Origin of the sequence: Acinetobacter sp. NIPH1876 (assembly GCF_022808535.1) — a bacterium.
Classification (GTDB): domain Bacteria; phylum Pseudomonadota; class Gammaproteobacteria; order Pseudomonadales; family Moraxellaceae; genus Acinetobacter; species Acinetobacter higginsii.
On record NZ_JALGBR010000007.1, the window covers coordinates 172,656 to 189,897 of the forward strand.

Here is a 17,242-nt window from a genome sequence, read left to right on the forward strand (position 1 = left end):
CAGGATGCAGAACTCGGGTTTTAATTTTTTAGCCCGATTGTATACAGCTTATTGTTGTGGCTTTCTGCCAGAGGGTGGTTCGCTTTGTTCTGGTTTTGATGGTGGTAATTTTTCGCCCGATTTAGGGATCAGCTGTTGGGTGACTGGAAGATGAATGTCTAAGGTTGGGCAACTGCTCCAATGGGTTTGGGCATCGGGAAAATTAGATGTGTATTGGGTTGGGTAACGAACTAATAAAATGTCATCACCTTGTGGAATTTTAAAGTCAAACTCATAGGTTTTAACTTCATAAGGTTGTAAAACCTGCACAGTATATTGCTCTGCCGAACATCTTAAATATTGATCGGGAAGGAAATGTAATTTCCCTGACATTGCCCAAAATTCTACTTGATGACATTGAGGAATTTTTTCAAATATATAATTCGGCGTTGTATTTTTAATATTGATTTGAACGGTTTGTGAAGGACTACTTTGCTGAGCTCCAGCTATCTGAGGATACTTAGTCCCAGCATCAATGAAATATATACTACGTTGTATTCCAGTACATTCATCATTTACGGCATCAGGGAAGGTAACAAAATAATCATATTGATCTTCCTCCTCATCATCTTTACCTTTATCGCCAGTGACAGGTGGATTTCCTCCACCAGGTAATGGTTTTTGTGTACCAGAGCCACTGCCACCTAGACTCACATTGGCAACAGAAAAGTTTTCTCCACAGGCGGTTAAGACAACCACTGAAATGAAAGAAACTGTCGCGAGCAATAAGCTTCTCATTGTTATTTATCCTTAAAAATATAAGGCACTTGTAGTTTTATCTGAGTATCGTACTGGTAGACACCAAAGCGAAATTGATAATGAGCATCATCTTTTTCTTGGTCTTGATCACAATGCTGAATCGCGGCATTTAAAAGTTGTTTTGCCATGTCTTGCCAAAGTGTAATACTCAACTGTCGAAGTGCCTCAACAGATTGTGCTGTTAATTTTTCGGCATGTACAGCTTGTTCAAGATGGGTAAAGGGTTTCTCACTGATAAAGTTATCAATCCCTGCAGCCAAATGGTCACTGAGATTGGCAGAAAACAGGGCTTTACTTTCCTGCATTTGGTTATCTGGGGTAAAGCTATGTTGTTGTAATACGACCTCTTGATCGATTTGCACAACTACACCTAAACGCTGTAATTCAAACAAAATCGAGCGCGGATGTTTTTCTGTTGAAATATGTTTAACCAAGGCTTCAAAACTATTTTCCTCACCAGAAACAGGAATTTGATGGGGGAGATCAAGGGCAATCCAGCGGGCAATGACGCGGGCAGGAACACTAATGGCAAAATTAGGAGCCTCATTGGTGACTTGATTGGCTTGCTGTCGAAAAGCGCTGACATCTTTACGATGCAGTCCCGATAATAAACTGACTGCTGAATCGGTTTTATTCTGTTTGATTCGTTCTAATTCAACCAAGGCTTGTTCATAAAAAATGGGTTTTAGCGCAGCCACGAAATCGGTATAGCCAACACCTGAATGGATTAACCAACGTGCGATATGCTGCATCATGGGGTAAATGCTATCCAACGTGGTTTCTGCATCTTGCGGAATCACGCCTTGTACATTCAATTCAGATGACGCTGTGTTGATGATGACTTGGTCTGTTGGTTTTACCATTAGAACACCTTAAGAACGGATTCGGTTAAGTCATTGGCTGACACAATTTTTAATGCCCGCTTAGTGAAGGAAAGGATTCAGCGCCTGCATTGTCGATATTGAAATGAGTAAAGGAAACACTCATAGAAATGTCTAAACTTTCGACACAATGCCACCAGCCTAGCGGAATGAATAAGGCCTCGCCCTCATTCAGGATACATTCGATTTTGCTGCTATGAGCAAAATCTGGAAATGATTTCACTATATCAGGACGATGGGGATCGGCAATTTTACTAAATACGGCGACATCATTATAGAGATGTGGCGTTTGCATTGCAGGAATCAGGGTGACTTTTTTCCGCCCATAAATTTGTACTAAAAAGTTATTGGTCAAATCATGATGTAAGGGAGTAAAGGCACCTTTAGGACCAAACCAGATGAAGCTACGATCATACACTTGGGCGTGATCCGTATAGCCATGAAAATGATCAATATCTTGAAACAATGCAGCCAGACTGGATTGGCTAGCTTTGGCATTGTTCGCTGTCATATAAAAATTATTGGAATGCGGGGTTTGTTCGATTAAATCAACAAAATCACTCATCCGCATTTTGGTTTTATGTTGAATCGAGTTACGTTCAAATAAAGGGTCTTGTTCACGATTGAACTGAACTTCAATTTCTTGTGTACCGACAGCCTGTTTGAAATATTGTGGTGACCATTTGTGTAAAGCAGGCCAATGCTGAATAGCATCAGTCAAAATCACAGGTAAGTTCCGGCTGTAATACTGTTGGATAAAATCTGCAAAATCAGGTTTTGAAATTCGCTTAATCTGCTGATATTCAGGATTTAAACGGGCAAAACGATCTAAAGTATGCAGCAGCCAATTACGTTTTTTGAGCAGGAAGTGCTGCTCTTCGGCGATTTGAAAATAAGGATGTTGCTTTAACTGTACCCATTCGAATGCAATATCGTTTTCATTCAATCCTTGCTTCATCAATGACTGATAAATCTCAGCTTTGCTTAAACCATCCAGTAGCATCTGAGCCAACCATTTTTTTTGTTCTGGTGTAAATGTACTGCTGAGTTGGGTTTGTTTTGTGGCTGCTGCCTGTTCAAGTTCTCGGTAGTGTTGCTCTTCAGCGTATATCGGAGCAGAAAAATCTTTATTTAGGTCAATTAAACCTTCACGCAACAGAATATTGGCTAAATCAATGGGAGCACAACCGCGCTCTAAATTTTCCTCTAACCATGCCTGCCATTCGTTCGGTAAAGCACTGAATTGTCTTGCTAAGTTTTCTTGAGCATCCATACCTTCGAACCATCAATAAGAAATGATTTTACCTTTCGTTATTAATTTACGCATAAACATATTTGCACTCAAGCATAAAAGTGTTAAATTTTCACATACACAAATATGTGAAAAAATCACACAGAGGGTGATGCAATGAAAAATATATGGACTCAACTAGCACTTAGCGTAACTTGCGCAATCTTGGTGGGCTGTGGATCTGATAATGATTCAGATTCAACACCGACCCCAACGCCTACACCAACCCCAACACCGACCCCAACCCCAACACCGACCCCGACTCCAACGCCTACCCCGACCCCAACACCTACCCCGACTCCAACACCCACTCCGACTCCTACACCAACGCCAGTCGTGGCTGATCGTTTTGTGGGTTCATGGTTGGGTGGATTCTGTCATAAGGGAGCACGAACCAATTTAACAGTACATAAAGCGTCCGAAAACAGCGTTCGCTTTACCATTGAAACCCGTCAATTTGAAAAAGAGGATTGTACTGGTGCAGTCATTAAAAATTACGATGTTGCATCGGATGATGCACTGATTAGCGAGATTGCAGCGACTGAAACCAGCGGTACAACCACGGCAAATCGAGTGAAATATAGTGATCGCTATCGACCAAATGGAATTGCTTCAGCTTATGCCTTTAAAGGTGATGGCATGTGTGCAGTGAGTGAAACAGTGAATATCAAAGATATTCAAACTTATATGGATTCAGTCGATCCATCTAAAGTTGTCACTTGTTATACCCGTACCAATGTCGAAGGCTATAGCTTATTAAAACCGACTGTGAGTAAAGCAACAGCAAGTTATCGTCTACTCGATAATCAAGCGTCTTGGGCCAATTTCTTGGCGCAAGCCAATGAGCAGGGGAGTCAAGGTTTTGCCTTAGCGGGCAGTTCTTTGGATGTGAAAAAAGCCAATAGCGATTTCCCTGAACCTAAAAACTTATATGTTAAAAATAATGCTTCAACCGATACCTATAGCTATAAAATTGCTGACATCACCACCAATGTGATTGCAAATAGATATGTGCTCAAATTAGCTGAAATGAAAAAACAAGGTCAGTCTGGCTTTATTTATAAGTCGTTCTTGAGAGAGGATCCAAGCAATACTTATAAATATTTATTTGTGAAAAATGATAAGAAACCCGCAACCTATACTTATGACAATCGTTTCTTAACCAATAAAACCAGAGCAAGTATTCTCGCTGCATTCAATGAGCTCGGCGCACAAGGTTGTAAATTAATCTTTGCGGGTGAAGACTTCACAACCAATGGCACTAAGGATGACATGTATTACATCCCAACTTGTGTTAACAGCAGTACCCATAATGGTACTTATAACTATCGTTATTTCGAAATGCCAAAAACAGAAGCTGGATTCTATGATGACAATCCAACCAAGCTTGATTTATTACTGAAACAACAAGCGGCTGAAGGTTATCACTTAATTGATAAAGACAATGCGATTGGGTTCTTTAATACCAAGGGTTATTTATTTGAACGTGATAGTGAAAGCACAGCCAATATTGAATCTAAAGTCTTTAAAGAAGATGCGATTTATAAATTGGACTTACCGAGCGAGATTCAAAACCGTTTACAAGATCAAGGTAACTTGGGTTGGTTCATTAATGTTAAATTGGGTTCGGTGTATAGCAATACCCCAACTTATTTTGATTTAAATGCCGGTGTGATTTTCCCGAACTAAATTGTTGTTATTGTTTTAGAAAAAGCCGCTTCATTCTTTAATGAGGCGGCTTTTTTAGCTTAATAAATTTTGTCGTAACCTTCAGCACGGGTTTTAAAACGACGGTGGAACCACATCCATTGCGTAGGTGCGATACGGAGTTGAGCTTCAATAATTTTATTCACGCGAATCGCATCATCGACTTCATCTTCGCTTGGCATATTGTCCACAACTGGCTCAATCAGTACTTTATATTTTGGATTGCGAACATCGCCATAACGATAGAAATATAAGGGGATTGCAACCGCTTTCGAAATTTTGAGTAAACGACGATGAGCAGTCACGGTTGCCGCTGGAACACCAAAGAAAGGAGCCATCACGCCTTGTTTTAAACCAAAATCTTGATCAGGACTATACCAGATTGCACCACCATCTTTGAGTCGACGGATCAAACCACGCATATCATCGTGATCGATTTGATGTTGATAAATGGTGGCACGACAGCGATAAATCAGCATATCCAACAGCGGATTGTTTTGTGGGCGATACACCACATCGGGTTCAAAATATTGAGAACAGATATAACCGCCTGCATCTAATAAGGTGCTGTGGGTGCCGAGTAATAACACGCCTTTACCTTGTGCTTTTGCATCGGTGATATGTTCTAAGCCTTCAATACTATGGCGGCCTTTAAACCATTTGGGGCAGTACCAAGCATTGAGGGTTTCAAATACACCAAGCATCATATCCACGAAAACTTGTTTGGCTTGTGCTTCAACCTCGGCAGGAGACCACTCTGGAAAACACAACTCTAAATTCCGAAGTGTGGTTTTACGTCGTGATTTGAGCACGCGCCAGCATAAAGCGGCTAGACCTTGTGCCAAGCGCCATTGAATAGCCCATGGGAGAATGGCCAATAGCATAAGAAAGAGAATGGCGATCCAAATTTTCCAGTATTTGGGTAATAGAAATTTCCATTGAAATTCGCCAGGGATATAAGACTGATTTTGACTCATAAACTTAGTAAAGAGAATAACGTTGAATTTCAGAGCAGTGTAACATGAAGTGAGTTTGGCAACTTTAAATGTAAAATAAAACTAAAGCTGTTTTAGTGTCTCTTGCGACACAAAAAGAACATCTATACGTTCATATATTGAAACAAGATACTGAAATAGGCCTTGCTAACATGCCCAGCAAAGAGATTAGGTTAATAAGGTTTCCAACCAAAATTTGAAGGTTTGAACTTTTGGAAGAGTCGCTTTGTTAAAGGGAATATCGATCCAATAACCATACTTGCTTTGGATATCAGTATCTATCATCGTTTTTAGTGTACCTATATTGAGTTCATTCCGAATCATAGGTTTATCGATAATCGCGATACCATAACCAGCAACAGCAGCTTGAATCACTTGTTCTGTTGTTGAAAATTCGATTGCACAATGTGAATCGCTTAAATCTATATAATGGTTTTGTTTTAACCAGATTTGCCATGTATCTAGTCTTTTACGGTTATATAACACATGGATAAGAGGATAGTCTTGAAGATTGGGAGCAAGTTCATCTTTAAATAGTTGTGGGCTGGCGACCATTACATAGTCTTCTTTTAATAATAAGCTGCTTTGACAATGGTGGGCCGGTGAGAGGCCAAATCGAATACGAATATCAGTATCTACAGCAACCTCAGTGTTTTCAGCATCTTGAGTATAGTTCACTGTAAATGAATAGTCTTTGTTGGTAAGCAAAAAGTTTTTTAAATTTGGGGAGAGAATTCGATTACACCATGTTGGTGGGGCCTCAATATTGAGTTTTGTGCGGATGTTTTTTGCTCTAAATTTGAGTGTGGATGCTTCAATTTGATCAAACACAATCTGCATATCATTTGCGAACTCGAGACCATGAGAGGTGAGTTCGATTCCTTTGGGTGATCTCAGAAAAAGCTGAACGCCTAAATATTCTTCTAGTAATTTGATTTGTCTGCTGACAGCCCCATGCGTCAGACAGAGAGATTGTGCTGCATGAGAGAAATTTAAATGCTTAACCACCTCTTCAAAGATGCGTAAAGCGTTCATGGGAGGTAATTGTCGCATCCATACGTCCTTTTATCATATCCTTGATATTTATAAGATGAAGATTAAAGCCATGTTTCCTGATTTAACGGGTAATCTTCATCACAATCCATTGTACTAAGTCTAGCATAGCGTATATTTTGGATGATGTGCTTTAACTATAAAAATAATTTTTATAATTTAAATAAGGAATATTCTATTGGTTGGTTAAAAATAATAAGCAAGTGAAATATATGTTTTTTGATTCCAGTTCTTATTTGATCCTTGTGCTAAACCATTTTGATCACCAAGGTAGGGATCATACTTTCCGATTAAATGTTCTGCTTGAATGGTAAAGTCTTTAATTTTAAATGCAATACCTGGAATAACTCTGTAACTATCAGTATTACTATGATTTTTTTTGATATAACCACTGATATTGAGATAAGGGCGAATGGATTGTGCATATTCAAAATGATGTGGAAATAAATAGCTAAACTCAGTTGAAAAAAAGTCTCCTTTCGTTGCTGAGTTATAAGAATAGTCAAATCCGCCCAAGCTAATATGATCAGGACTCAAGTGGTCTTTATTATCAATGTCTTGATGACCAAATAATAATTTGCTATTCCAGCTTTGATAATTAAAATCAGCAAAAATAGACCATACTTGACGTGATCCTATGCTGGAATAATTTTTGTTTTCGATGTCTGAGTACCAGACCGATGTACCAAGTTGATAGTTGAGGTCAGCATAGTTTGAAGAGTATGCATAACGGGCAATGATCATGTTTTTTTCTTGGGTATTGGTTCCATTCTCAACATAATCATCTGCATTGACCATATTAATACTGAAGCGCCGTGCATCTTTTGAATGCCCTCTAAAATTGCCGCCATCAATTGGATAGAAAGCTAAAGACAATTGATTTTTATTAGTTTTTAATTGATAGTTAATCCCAATATTGTGTACATCTTCAAGACCTATCACATTGGCAATGCCAAGAAAAAAGGTATTTCCCCAATAACGATCTAATCCAAATGGGACTGGGTTTAAACCTGCAATGATTTTATTGTTTGGATTGATTTTATAGCCAAGCCAAGCATCAGTTAACCAGCTTGCATCACCGATATGACCATAATATTCATATAGACGGTAATCTAGCCCGCCAATAAGCGTTGCAGACTCATAGTTGAGCGCTAAGATCGCATCACTAAAAGAAAATTTACTACTACTCGGGTTGGCGTCATGGTCATAGACATATTTACCTCGGATTGCACCACCCACATTTAATTGACCTAAACTTGAAGTTGGTTCGCCAAGTTTTATTCCAGAATAAATGGTTTGACTTATTACTAAACTACCTATGAAAAGTAGAGTTTTAATTGGTGCTGATTTTATTTTTAACATTATTCATCCTTGAAAATAAATTTAATTTTAATTCCCTTGTTTTTGGTTAATAAAACATATTTGAGGTTTTATTTATAATGAAAATTTAACAATTGCTATGAATTTAATTCACAGTAGTGTGAGTTTTTTTAATATTAGATTTTTTAATAGTACTGTGAATTAATTTGCATTTTATTTTTATTTAAAAAGAGGGATGGTAATCGCAGTTTATTCGATCAAGGAAAGTACATGGATAAGTTAACTGCTGCGGTTTATATCGGTGAGGGATTTGAAGGTGAGGGGGTCAATGCATCACATATCAATATTTTAATTGGTCCACGTGGTGGTCCTGTCGGACAGGCTTTTGCAAATAGTCTGTCTTCACCATCTCAAGGTCATTGTCCATTTATGGTGATTGCTCAACCCAATATCCCCGTGAAACCAATGACTTTGTATGTCAATAAAGCGGAAATTCAAGGGGATTTGCATGCAAATGCGACTTGGGGGGCATCACAAGCGGGTATTGCTAAGGCGATCAATGAAGCACTCTCGTCTGGGATATTTCCTCCTGAGGCTGAAAATGAGTGGGCCATTGTCACCGCGAATTGGGTTAATCCGAGTTGTAATGATTTGGATGAGGTGTATCACAATAATTACAACGCTTGTGTTCGGGCAATTCATGCAGCATTGAATTATTTACCGCTAAAGAATGATTTAGTCGCACTCAAACAAATCAAAAACCCATTTTATACCCCTAAACACTAAGGTTGAAGACCATGGAATATATCAATTTAGGAAATTCAGGTTTAAAAGTTTCGCGCCTATGTTTAGGCACCATGAATATGGGTTCATCTTCTTGGAAACCCTGGATTTTTAATGCTGAGCAAAGTGCTCCAATTATTAAATATGCACTGGATTCAGGGGTCAATTTTATTGACCTTGCTGATTTTTATTCGGCAGGAAAAGGCGAAGAAGTTGTTGGTGGAATTATTCATAAACTGGTCAATCGTGATGAGGTGGTCATCACCACAAAAGTTGGCTATGGAACAGGTGGAGGCATCAATCAAACAGGACATTCTAGAAAGAATATCCTCAGTAGTATCGATCAATCTTTAAAACGCATTGGTACGGATTATGTCGACATTTATATGCTGCACTTTTTTGATGTCGATAGCCCAGTAGATGAAACGCTTGCTGCAATGAATGAAATTATCAAGTCTGGAAAAGCACGTTATTTTGGTGTGTCTACCATGACCGTTGGGCAGTTGGCAAAAATTTTGATCTCATGTGAGCGCAATGGTTTTGTCAAACCAATCAATATGCAGTTGCAACTGAACTGTGCTTATCGGGAAGAAGAACGGGAAATGATTCCTTTCTGTATTGATCAAGGGATTGGCGTTTCAGTATTCAGCCCATTAGCCCGTGGCATTTTAAGTGGTGAAATGAGTTCAACCCGAAATACCACCGATTTCTTTACCCAGCAGATGTATAACGACGCTGTGAGTTTTGAAATTGTAAAATCGGTGAACAAAGTGGCCCAAAATAAAAATTTAACAATGGCACAGGTTGCACAGGCTTGGGTACTGCAGCGCCCTGGCATTCACAGTATGTTGGTCGGCGCTGATAATGTAGATCAATTTAAAACTGCAATTCAAGCCCTAGAGACCCAATTCAACGACGATGAATTATATGAAATTGATCGTAATTATACCCCTTGCGATCTGATTAATGATTATACCAGTGAGAAGCGTATTTCGCGCATTGCTCGTGAGGCTAAAGGCTGTTTTGTAGATGTAGGGGTGTAATAAGATGTTAAATTTAAAGAAAAATACTAGTTTTATCAATGGTCAGTGGTTGGCAGGTCAAGCCAATACTTATCCTGTTTTTAATCCAGCAAATGCGCAAGAAGTGAGTCAGGTTCTAAAATGCGGTGCTGAAGAAACAGAACATGCAATTGTGGCAGCTGATCATGCTTTAGAAACATGGAAAAAAACACTTGCCGCTGAGCGAACACAAGTCTTGAAACGCTGGGGTGAATTGATGCTGGAGTATCGGCAGCAATTGGCAGAGATTCTTGTGGAGGAACAAGGTAAGCCTTTAGCTGAGGCTTTAGGTGAGGTGGTCTATGCTGCCAGTTTCTTTGAGTGGTTTGCTGAGGAAGCGAAACGTAACTACGGCGATATTATCCCTACATTTAAAGCGCAAACAAAAATCATGGTCACCAAGGAGCCTGTTGGTGTCGTTGCCGCGATTACCCCTTGGAATTTTCCATTAGCAATGGTGACACGTAAAGTTGCCCCAGCCTTGGCTGCGGGCTGCACTATGATTTTAAAACCTTCGGAAGAAACACCTCTGTCAGCTTTTGCACTTGCAGTTCTGGCAGAGCAAGCGGGTGTGCCTGCAGGGGTATTTAATGTTGTTTCTGGGAATGCGCAGGAGATTGGCGCAACTTTACAGCACTCAGAGAAAGTGAAAAAAATCAGTTTTACGGGGTCTACTGCGACGGGCAAATTATTAATGCGTCAAGCTGCGGATACTTTAAAGAAAACCTCATTTGAACTTGGTGGAAATGCCCCTTTTATTGTGTTCGAAGATGCTGATTTAGAGGCGGCGGTTGAGGGTGCAATGGCATCAAAATATAGAAATACTGGGCAGACCTGTGTTTGTGTCAACCGATTTTATATTCATGAAAAGGTCTATGAATCATTTGTTGAACTTCTCACGGCAGAGGTTCAGAAACTCAAAGTTGGTCATGGTTTTGTAGAGGGTGTAACGCAAGGGCCATTAATTAATCAGGCTGCGATGGCAAAAGTGCAGCGTCACATTGATGATGCCTTAGCAAAGGGTGGTTCAATTGTGACGGGTGGTAAAGCGCATCAGTTGGGTGGGCTCTTTTATGAACCTACGATCATTAAGCATGCCAATGACAAAATGCTAGTCGCGCATGAGGAAACCTTTGGGCCTGTCGCAGCATGTTTTTCCTTCGCTTCGGATCAGGAAGCGATTGCACTGGCAAACAACACCCAATATGGGCTGTCTGCATATTTCTATACCAAAGATCTAAAGAGAACGTGGTGGGTTGCAGATCAATTGCAAGTCGGAATGGTGGGAATCAATGAGGGTATTATTTCGACGGCAGTAGCACCTTTTGGTGGCGTGAAAGAGTCCGGTTTTGGTCGTGAAGGGTCGAAATATGGCTTAGACGAGTATCAAAACATTAAGTACATCTTGCTCGGTGGCCTTGCTTAATTGACGGACGAGGATAGATCTCAAAGGAACTGATCTGAGGTCTATCGATGAGGTGTCGTCATTACTTTTTTAAGTTTTTTGGATAGAAGAAATATTCAATTTTACTCCATGGAATGGGAGCGTATATGAATACCGTAAATATTGATAATGTGCCATTGAACAAATTTCATTTCAAAATAACGGCTTTGACTTTCGGTGCACATTTAACTGATGGTTATATCATTGGTTTGATTGGGATGGTTTTCACTTTAATTACTCCTCTGATGCAGCTGGATTCCTTTTGGCAGGGTGCAATCGGAAGTGCTGTTCTGATAGGTCTATTTGTAGGAAGTTTATTTTTTGGATTTATTTCAGATAAATTAGGTCGACAGAAGATCTTTTGTATTAGCTTCATTTTGGTCCTGATTGGTTCGATTGCCCAGTTCTATGCTTCTACACCTTTAGAACTGTTTCTCTGCCGCGTACTCATGGGAATTGGGCTGGGAGGGGACTATACCGTCGGGCATGCATTGTTGGCGGAGTTTTTACCTAAACAAAGTCGAGGTGCAATTTTAGGCTCATTTAGTGTGGTGTGGACATTTGGTTATGTACTGGCAACGTTCATTGCCAAGTTCGTGATTGATTTAGATCTTGGGCCTGATACATGGCGTTATTTACTCGCCTCAACAGCAATCCCTGCGGCAATTATTTTAATTGCACGAATTGGAACACCAGAATCCCCACGGTGGTTGATGCAACATGGACGTAAAGATGAGGCTCGGGCGATTGTTCAAAAATATTTTGGAGCAAATGTAACGATTGAGAGTGAAACAGATCAGTTGGCACAGCAAAATAATTTTTCCAGTATTAAATTATTGTTTAGTCAAAAATACCTGAAACGGACTTTGTTCAACTGCATCTTTTTCACCTGTATTGTGATGCCGTATTTTGCAATTTATACCTTTTTGCCGATGATTCTAGAATTGATGAAGTTATCCAATGATTTCACTACAGAAACCATCTTAAATTTGATGCTGCTACTCGGCGCAGTAATCGGTATTTACTGTACTTATAAATTTTCCCGTCGCGGTTTCTTAATCTATTCCTTCGTATTGCTCTCGGTCAGCTTACTGTTGATTACCATATTGCCTGAAACATTGAACTGGGCATTGGTACTCTTGTTTGCCGCATTTACGATGATTTTATCTGCAGTCAGTAATTTAGTTGGTGTTTTCCCCGCAGAAAGTTTTCCGACTGAGGTTCGTTCTAGTGGTATTGGGATCGCCACAGCAGTGAGCCGATTTGGTTCTGCAGCAAGTACTTTTATTCTTCCAATCAGTCTGTTACAGATCGGGATGACTGCCACGATGTTATTACTGGTATGTATTCTGGTTTTTGGAACCATTATTTCGATTTTATGGGCCCCAGAAACTAAAAATCTATCTTTGGTCGAGGCATCTGAAGTTGATGAAATAAAGGCTTATGCGGCTTCAAAAGAGCTACCATAAGTACAGTCTATCTGATTAGATTTTTGAAGTGGCTTCAGATGATATTAAAAAGAAAAAGGCTCCATCAGGAGCCTTTAATCAATGCATGCGGAGCTTTTAGCCTTTAGACATATTTTCTAAAATGTCCCAGCGTTCCAATTTTTCTAGCAATACTTCTTCAATTTCAGCTAGGCGTTGGCTGGCTGCAGTTGCGGCATTGGCATCACTGACAAACCAAGAACCATCAGCTAATTTTTCTGATAATTCTGATTGTTCAGTTTCCAGTTTTTCAATCTCAGCAGGCAGTTGTTCAAGCTCTCGCTGGTCTTTATAACTGAGTTTTACCTTTTTAGGTGCTGCGGCCGCTTCTGCTTTGGCTTGCGCTTTTTTTACATCACTTTTCTGATCAACGACCTTTTGATCTGGGCGCTGTTCCAAATAGTCTTGATAGCCACCGATGTATTCATCAATGTTACCTTTGCCATCGAATACCCATGTCGACGTCACGACATTGTCCATAAAGGCACGGTCATGCGAGATCAACAGCAAAGTACCTTTATAGTCAGATAGCATTTCCTCAAGCAGCTCAAGTGTCACCATATCCAAGTCATTGGTTGGCTCATCCATCACGATTAAATTCGATGGTTTGAGCAATAATTTTGCCAATAAGATACGGTTTCTCTCACCACCAGATAGGGCTTTAACTGGGGTACGCGCACGTTCTGGTGAGAATAAAAAGTCTTGTAAATAACTATAGATATGACGACGGTTACCATTCACATCAACAAAATCAGAACCTTCTGAAACGTTGGCCATGACGGTTTTTTCAAGATCTAGGGCATTACGCAATTGGTCAAAATAAGCAACTTCGAGTTGAGTACCGGTTTTCACAGAACCACTGTGTTCAATCTCACCTAAAATCGCTTTAATCAAGGTGGTTTTACCCACACCGTTATCGCCAACTAAACCAATACGGTCACCACGTAGTACGATAGCAGAGAAATCTTTGATCAGTGGTTGTTGGCCATAGCTGACACTGAGATTTTCAATTTCAAATACCAGCTTACCAGAGCGATTGGCTTCTTGCGTTGCCATACTGACTTTGCCTTGTTGCGAACGACGTGCTTTAGATTGTTCTCGTAAGTCTTGCAACGCACGGACACGACCTTCGTTACGAGTACGGCGTGCTTTAATGCCTTGACGAATCCAAGCTTCTTCTTCAGCTAACTTTTTATCAAATAAAGCATTTTGTTTTTCTTCTGCTTCCATTTGTTGTGCTTTGAGATCGAGATAGCGAGAATAGTTACCTTCGTAGCTACGCAAAATACCACGATCAAGCTCAACAATACGGGTCGCAATGCTGTCAACAAATGAACGGTCATGCGAAATAAACAGCAGGGTCAGGTTATTTTGATCCAATAAAAACTTTTCTAACCATTCGATACTTTCAACATCTAAATGGTTGGTAGGTTCGTCCAGTAACAATACATCAGGTTGAGTGAGTAGAGCACGTGCCAATAACACACGACGTTTACGACCACCCGATAAATCCGCTAGATCTGCATTAGGATCAAGTCCCATTTTACTGAGAATCGAGTTGACCTTGTTTTCTAATGCCCAACCATCCAACTGATCCAGTTTGTGCTGTAGCATGCCCATGCGGTCGCAAGCTTCCATATCACCCAATACGCAGGCATCACTGGCTTCATGGTATTCTTTCAATACAATAGATGCTTCGCCTGCACCATCGGCAACAATGTCAGCAACTTTGCCTGAGTCCATTGGGACGTCTTGGGCTAACATTGAAACAGTTAAACCATTTTGAATTGAAACTTCACCGTTATCCGGTAACAAGCTTCCCTCAATCAGTTTTAATAAAGTAGACTTACCTTCTCCATTACGACCAATTAAACAGACTCGCTCGCCACGTTCTAGGTTGAAGTTCGCGCCGTCGAGTAAGGCAGGTCCGCCAAATGCGAGATGGACATCCCTTAAAGTAATATAGGCCATAATGTTTCCTAAAAGTTCAGATGAGGTCTGAAATGACTAAACCACAAAATTTTGATAATCACGCGTCATTCTCCGCACCCATTGAAGATTTGCAAGTCCGAATTGCATTTTTAGATGATTTAGTTGAACAATTGAATCAGCAACTCGCAATTCAAACGCAGGAAATTGCTGATTTAAAAAAACAAATGCAATTTTTATATCGTCGGGTTGAATCTTCAGATTTATCGGAAGGAATTGCAGCTTTTGATCCGATAAATGATAAACCACCGCATTATTAATAAATCTTGCAGCAATGCTGAGTGGCATGACTGCAAGATCTAGGTTGCATAATTGCATTTAGAAACCATGCAGGACAATTTTTCCTTTGGTCGTGCCACTTTCGATTTGTTGATGTACATGTTTTAGGTTTTCGGCATTGATTGGCGAAAGTACCTGACTCACTGTGGTTTTAATTTTTCCCTCATCAACTAAGCTTGCAACTTGATTCAAAAGTTGGCTCTGTTGGATCATATCTTCAGTCTGGTACATAGAGCGCGTGAACATAAACTCCCAGTGAACCGAAACAGACTTTGATTTAAAGAGCTTAATGTCGAGTTGCTCAGGGTCATCAATTAAACCGAAATGGCCTTGTGCTGCGATCAGTTCTGCAATATCAGCGAGATGCTGATCGGTTTGCGTGGTTGAAAATACATATAAAGGGGCATTTAAGCCGAGTTGCTGAATTTGTGGGGCTAAAGCTTGGCGATGGTCTAGGATATAATCAGCACCCAACTGTTTTACCCATTCAGACGTTTCTGGTCGAGATGCAGTACTGATGACGGTTAGATTGGTTAATTGTTTGAGCAATTGAATGGTGATTGAACCCACTCCACCAGCACCGCCAATGACAAGGATCGAAGTATTTTCAGCCGCTGCTCGAGGAACTTGTAATCGATCAAACAGCATTTCCCATGCGGTAATGGCGGTTAAAGGTAGTGCTGCTGCTTCGCTAGCATCGAGTGACTTAGGTTTATGTCCGACAATACGCTCGTCAACCAATTGTAATTCACTATTGCTGCCTTGTCGGTTGAGTGCACCTGCATACCAGACGTGGTCACCAATTTTGAACTGAGTGACGTGTTCGCCAATCGCCTCAACGATACCCACTGCATCCCAGCCCAGAATTTTCCATTGCTGATCTTCTGCACTTTTATTGTTCCGAATTTTGGTATCGACTGGATTGACAGAAACAGCTTGCACACGAACGAGTAAATCATGTCCATGTGCAATAGGTGAGTCGATCTCAATGTCTACAAGCGCATCTTCTAAAGTAATTGCACCTGCCTTTTGATATGCCACAGCTTTCATGGTTTTGCTTCCACTTGATTGGAATCTCAGCATAACTTAAGCTTGATTTTAGTGACTACAGACAAATAACGCTCATAGTGTCAAAAAGGATACTGTAAAATGGCAAAAATGCGGCATTCGAGTTTTGATTGTTCTCCAGGCTGTTCCGTCGAAGCCGCCATCAGTTTGATTGATGGAAAATGGAAATGTGTCATTCTCTGGCATTTATTTAATGAAGGTACCTTACGATTTAATGAAATTCGTAAGCGCGTACCGAGTATTACCCAGAGAATGCTGACCAATCAGCTACGCGAATTAGAACAAGATGGCATTCTGCATCGAGAGGTCTATCCGCAAGTTCCTCCAAAAGTTGAATATTGTTTAACTGATTTAGGTCGTAGTCTGGAACAGATTATTGTTGCATTAAAGAATTGGGGTGATGTACATCTTGATCAATTCGGAAAATTAACCCTGATCGAATAAAGTAAGCGCGTTAAAAGCATTGGGTATTTAGGCTTTTGATCGTCTGAAAAAGGGATGCTTTAAAGGGTGCAGTTGAATACAAGATTATTTTTTACGTTGAAACTTGCCTTTTTGATTCAACTTATGTAACGCTAATAAAAGAAAGTTTTGGGCTACTTTATGAGTAATATTGGAATTTGGATCACGGTTGCGATTGTACTGTTTGTACTTGGCTCGATTTTTGGCTTGCGTGTCAGTCCACGAGAAAAGGCATTGGGTATGATGCGTGATCAGGCGCGCAAAATGGGATTGCATCCGCGTTTAATCGTTGCGCCAGAATGGACCAAGATTCCAATGGCATCGGAAAAACGTGCCAGTATGGTGGCTTATTATAGTGTGCTGATTCCAGATGCTCGCTTAGCGTTAATGCGTGCACGGGTGGTGGATGGCAAGCTTCAGGTTGTGCAAGGGGATCAGAAATTTAATGATTTAACCATTGCATTAAAAGGAGTTTATGCTATTGATATGCAGGCAAACTGTGTCGGACTGTATTGGGATGAAGAAACTGACCTAAGAGCCACACAGCTTGAACAGATAAAAGCTTATTTACATGATTTAGCACAGCGCTAACTCTCTGATTGATCATAGGAAAAACGATTTATT

General features: G+C 40.2%; 16 protein-coding genes. 8 read left to right on the plus strand and 8 right to left on the minus strand.

What is annotated here, in order from left to right; genetic code table 11:
* Positions 1-48 precede the first annotated feature (48 nt).
* Genes MN869_RS09160 through MN869_RS09170 form a run of 3 tightly spaced genes read right to left on the minus strand, consistent with a single transcriptional unit; the run spans position 49 to position 2,952 of the window.
* Positions 49-777: a hypothetical protein gene (locus MN869_RS09160; RefSeq protein WP_241304855.1), complete on the minus strand. Its 729-nt coding sequence runs from the start codon at positions 775-777 to the stop codon at positions 49-51.
* Between the two features lie 2 nt (positions 778-779).
* Positions 780-1,661: a DUF6502 family protein gene (locus tag MN869_RS09165; RefSeq protein WP_241304856.1), complete on the minus strand. Its 882-nt coding sequence runs from the start codon at positions 1,659-1,661 to the stop codon at positions 780-782.
* A 49-nt stretch (positions 1,662-1,710) separates the two neighbouring features.
* A complete protein-coding gene (locus MN869_RS09170) occupies positions 1,711-2,952 on the minus strand; it encodes a cupin-like domain-containing protein (RefSeq protein ID WP_243307241.1) in 1,242 nt (413 codons plus the stop codon).
* 135 nt (positions 2,953-3,087) lie between these two features.
* On the opposite strand from MN869_RS09170, the gene MN869_RS09175 reads away from it, so the two are divergent.
* Positions 3,088-4,659: a PT dipeptide repeat lipoprotein gene (locus tag MN869_RS09175; protein ID WP_241304858.1), complete on the plus strand. Its 1,572-nt coding sequence runs from the start codon at positions 3,088-3,090 to the stop codon at positions 4,657-4,659.
* Positions 4,660-4,718: 59 nt separating this feature from the next.
* On the opposite strand, the gene MN869_RS09180 is transcribed toward MN869_RS09175, so the two are convergent.
* The 3 genes from MN869_RS09180 to MN869_RS09190 form a co-directional block, all read right to left on the minus strand.
* A complete protein-coding gene (locus MN869_RS09180) occupies positions 4,719-5,654 on the minus strand; it encodes a lauroyl acyltransferase (RefSeq protein WP_241304860.1) in 936 nt (311 codons plus the stop codon).
* Positions 5,655-5,840: 186 nt separating this feature from the next.
* Complete coding sequence (locus MN869_RS09185; RefSeq protein WP_004802518.1) at positions 5,841-6,725, minus strand: LysR family transcriptional regulator; 885 nt, start codon at positions 6,723-6,725, stop codon at positions 5,841-5,843.
* 186 nt (positions 6,726-6,911) lie between these two features.
* Positions 6,912-8,087: a hypothetical protein gene (locus tag MN869_RS09190; protein ID WP_241304862.1), complete on the minus strand. Its 1,176-nt coding sequence runs from the start codon at positions 8,085-8,087 to the stop codon at positions 6,912-6,914.
* Positions 8,088-8,315: 228 nt separating this feature from the next.
* Here MN869_RS09190 and fae point away from each other — a divergent pair, with 228 nt between their 5' ends.
* The 4 genes from fae (at position 8,316) to MN869_RS09210 (ending at position 12,802) form a co-directional block, all read left to right on the plus strand.
* Complete coding sequence (fae, locus tag MN869_RS09195) at positions 8,316-8,831, plus strand: formaldehyde-activating enzyme (RefSeq protein ID WP_241287009.1); 516 nt, start codon at positions 8,316-8,318, stop codon at positions 8,829-8,831.
* 11 nt (positions 8,832-8,842) lie between these two features.
* Positions 8,843-9,871, plus strand: coding sequence for an aldo/keto reductase (locus MN869_RS09200; protein WP_005200296.1), 1,029 nt, complete (start codon positions 8,843-8,845; stop codon positions 9,869-9,871).
* Between the two features lie 4 nt (positions 9,872-9,875).
* Complete coding sequence (locus MN869_RS09205; RefSeq protein WP_241287010.1) at positions 9,876-11,315, plus strand: NAD-dependent succinate-semialdehyde dehydrogenase; 1,440 nt, start codon at positions 9,876-9,878, stop codon at positions 11,313-11,315.
* Between the two features lie 125 nt (positions 11,316-11,440).
* Positions 11,441-12,802: an MFS transporter gene (locus MN869_RS09210; RefSeq protein WP_171550451.1), complete on the plus strand. Its 1,362-nt coding sequence runs from the start codon at positions 11,441-11,443 to the stop codon at positions 12,800-12,802.
* Positions 12,803-12,898: 96 nt separating this feature from the next.
* Here MN869_RS09210 and MN869_RS09215 read toward each other — a convergent pair whose 3' ends face one another.
* Positions 12,899-14,791 (minus strand): ATP-binding cassette domain-containing protein, encoded by a 1,893-nt coding sequence (locus MN869_RS09215; protein WP_241304865.1) that lies wholly within the window; start codon positions 14,789-14,791, stop codon positions 12,899-12,901.
* A gap of 32 nt (positions 14,792-14,823) precedes the next feature.
* Here MN869_RS09215 and MN869_RS09220 point away from each other — a divergent pair, with 32 nt between their 5' ends.
* Entirely contained in the window at positions 14,824-15,069 is a 246-nt protein-coding gene (locus MN869_RS09220; RefSeq protein ID WP_004656007.1) for a SlyX family protein, read from the plus strand.
* Between the two features lie 58 nt (positions 15,070-15,127).
* Here the strand turns inward: MN869_RS09220 and MN869_RS09225 are convergent, their stop codons facing one another.
* A complete protein-coding gene (locus MN869_RS09225) occupies positions 15,128-16,138 on the minus strand; it encodes a zinc-binding alcohol dehydrogenase family protein (RefSeq protein WP_241304866.1) in 1,011 nt (336 codons plus the stop codon).
* 99 nt (positions 16,139-16,237) lie between these two features.
* On the opposite strand from MN869_RS09225, the gene MN869_RS09230 reads away from it, so the two are divergent.
* Both MN869_RS09230 and MN869_RS09235 read left to right on the plus strand, forming a co-directional pair.
* Entirely contained in the window at positions 16,238-16,600 is a 363-nt protein-coding gene (locus MN869_RS09230) for a helix-turn-helix domain-containing protein (RefSeq protein ID WP_005315203.1), read from the plus strand.
* Positions 16,601-16,759: 159 nt separating this feature from the next.
* Entirely contained in the window at positions 16,760-17,209 is a 450-nt protein-coding gene (locus MN869_RS09235; RefSeq protein ID WP_004802536.1) for a hypothetical protein, read from the plus strand.
* Positions 17,210-17,242: the final 33 nt, after the last annotated feature.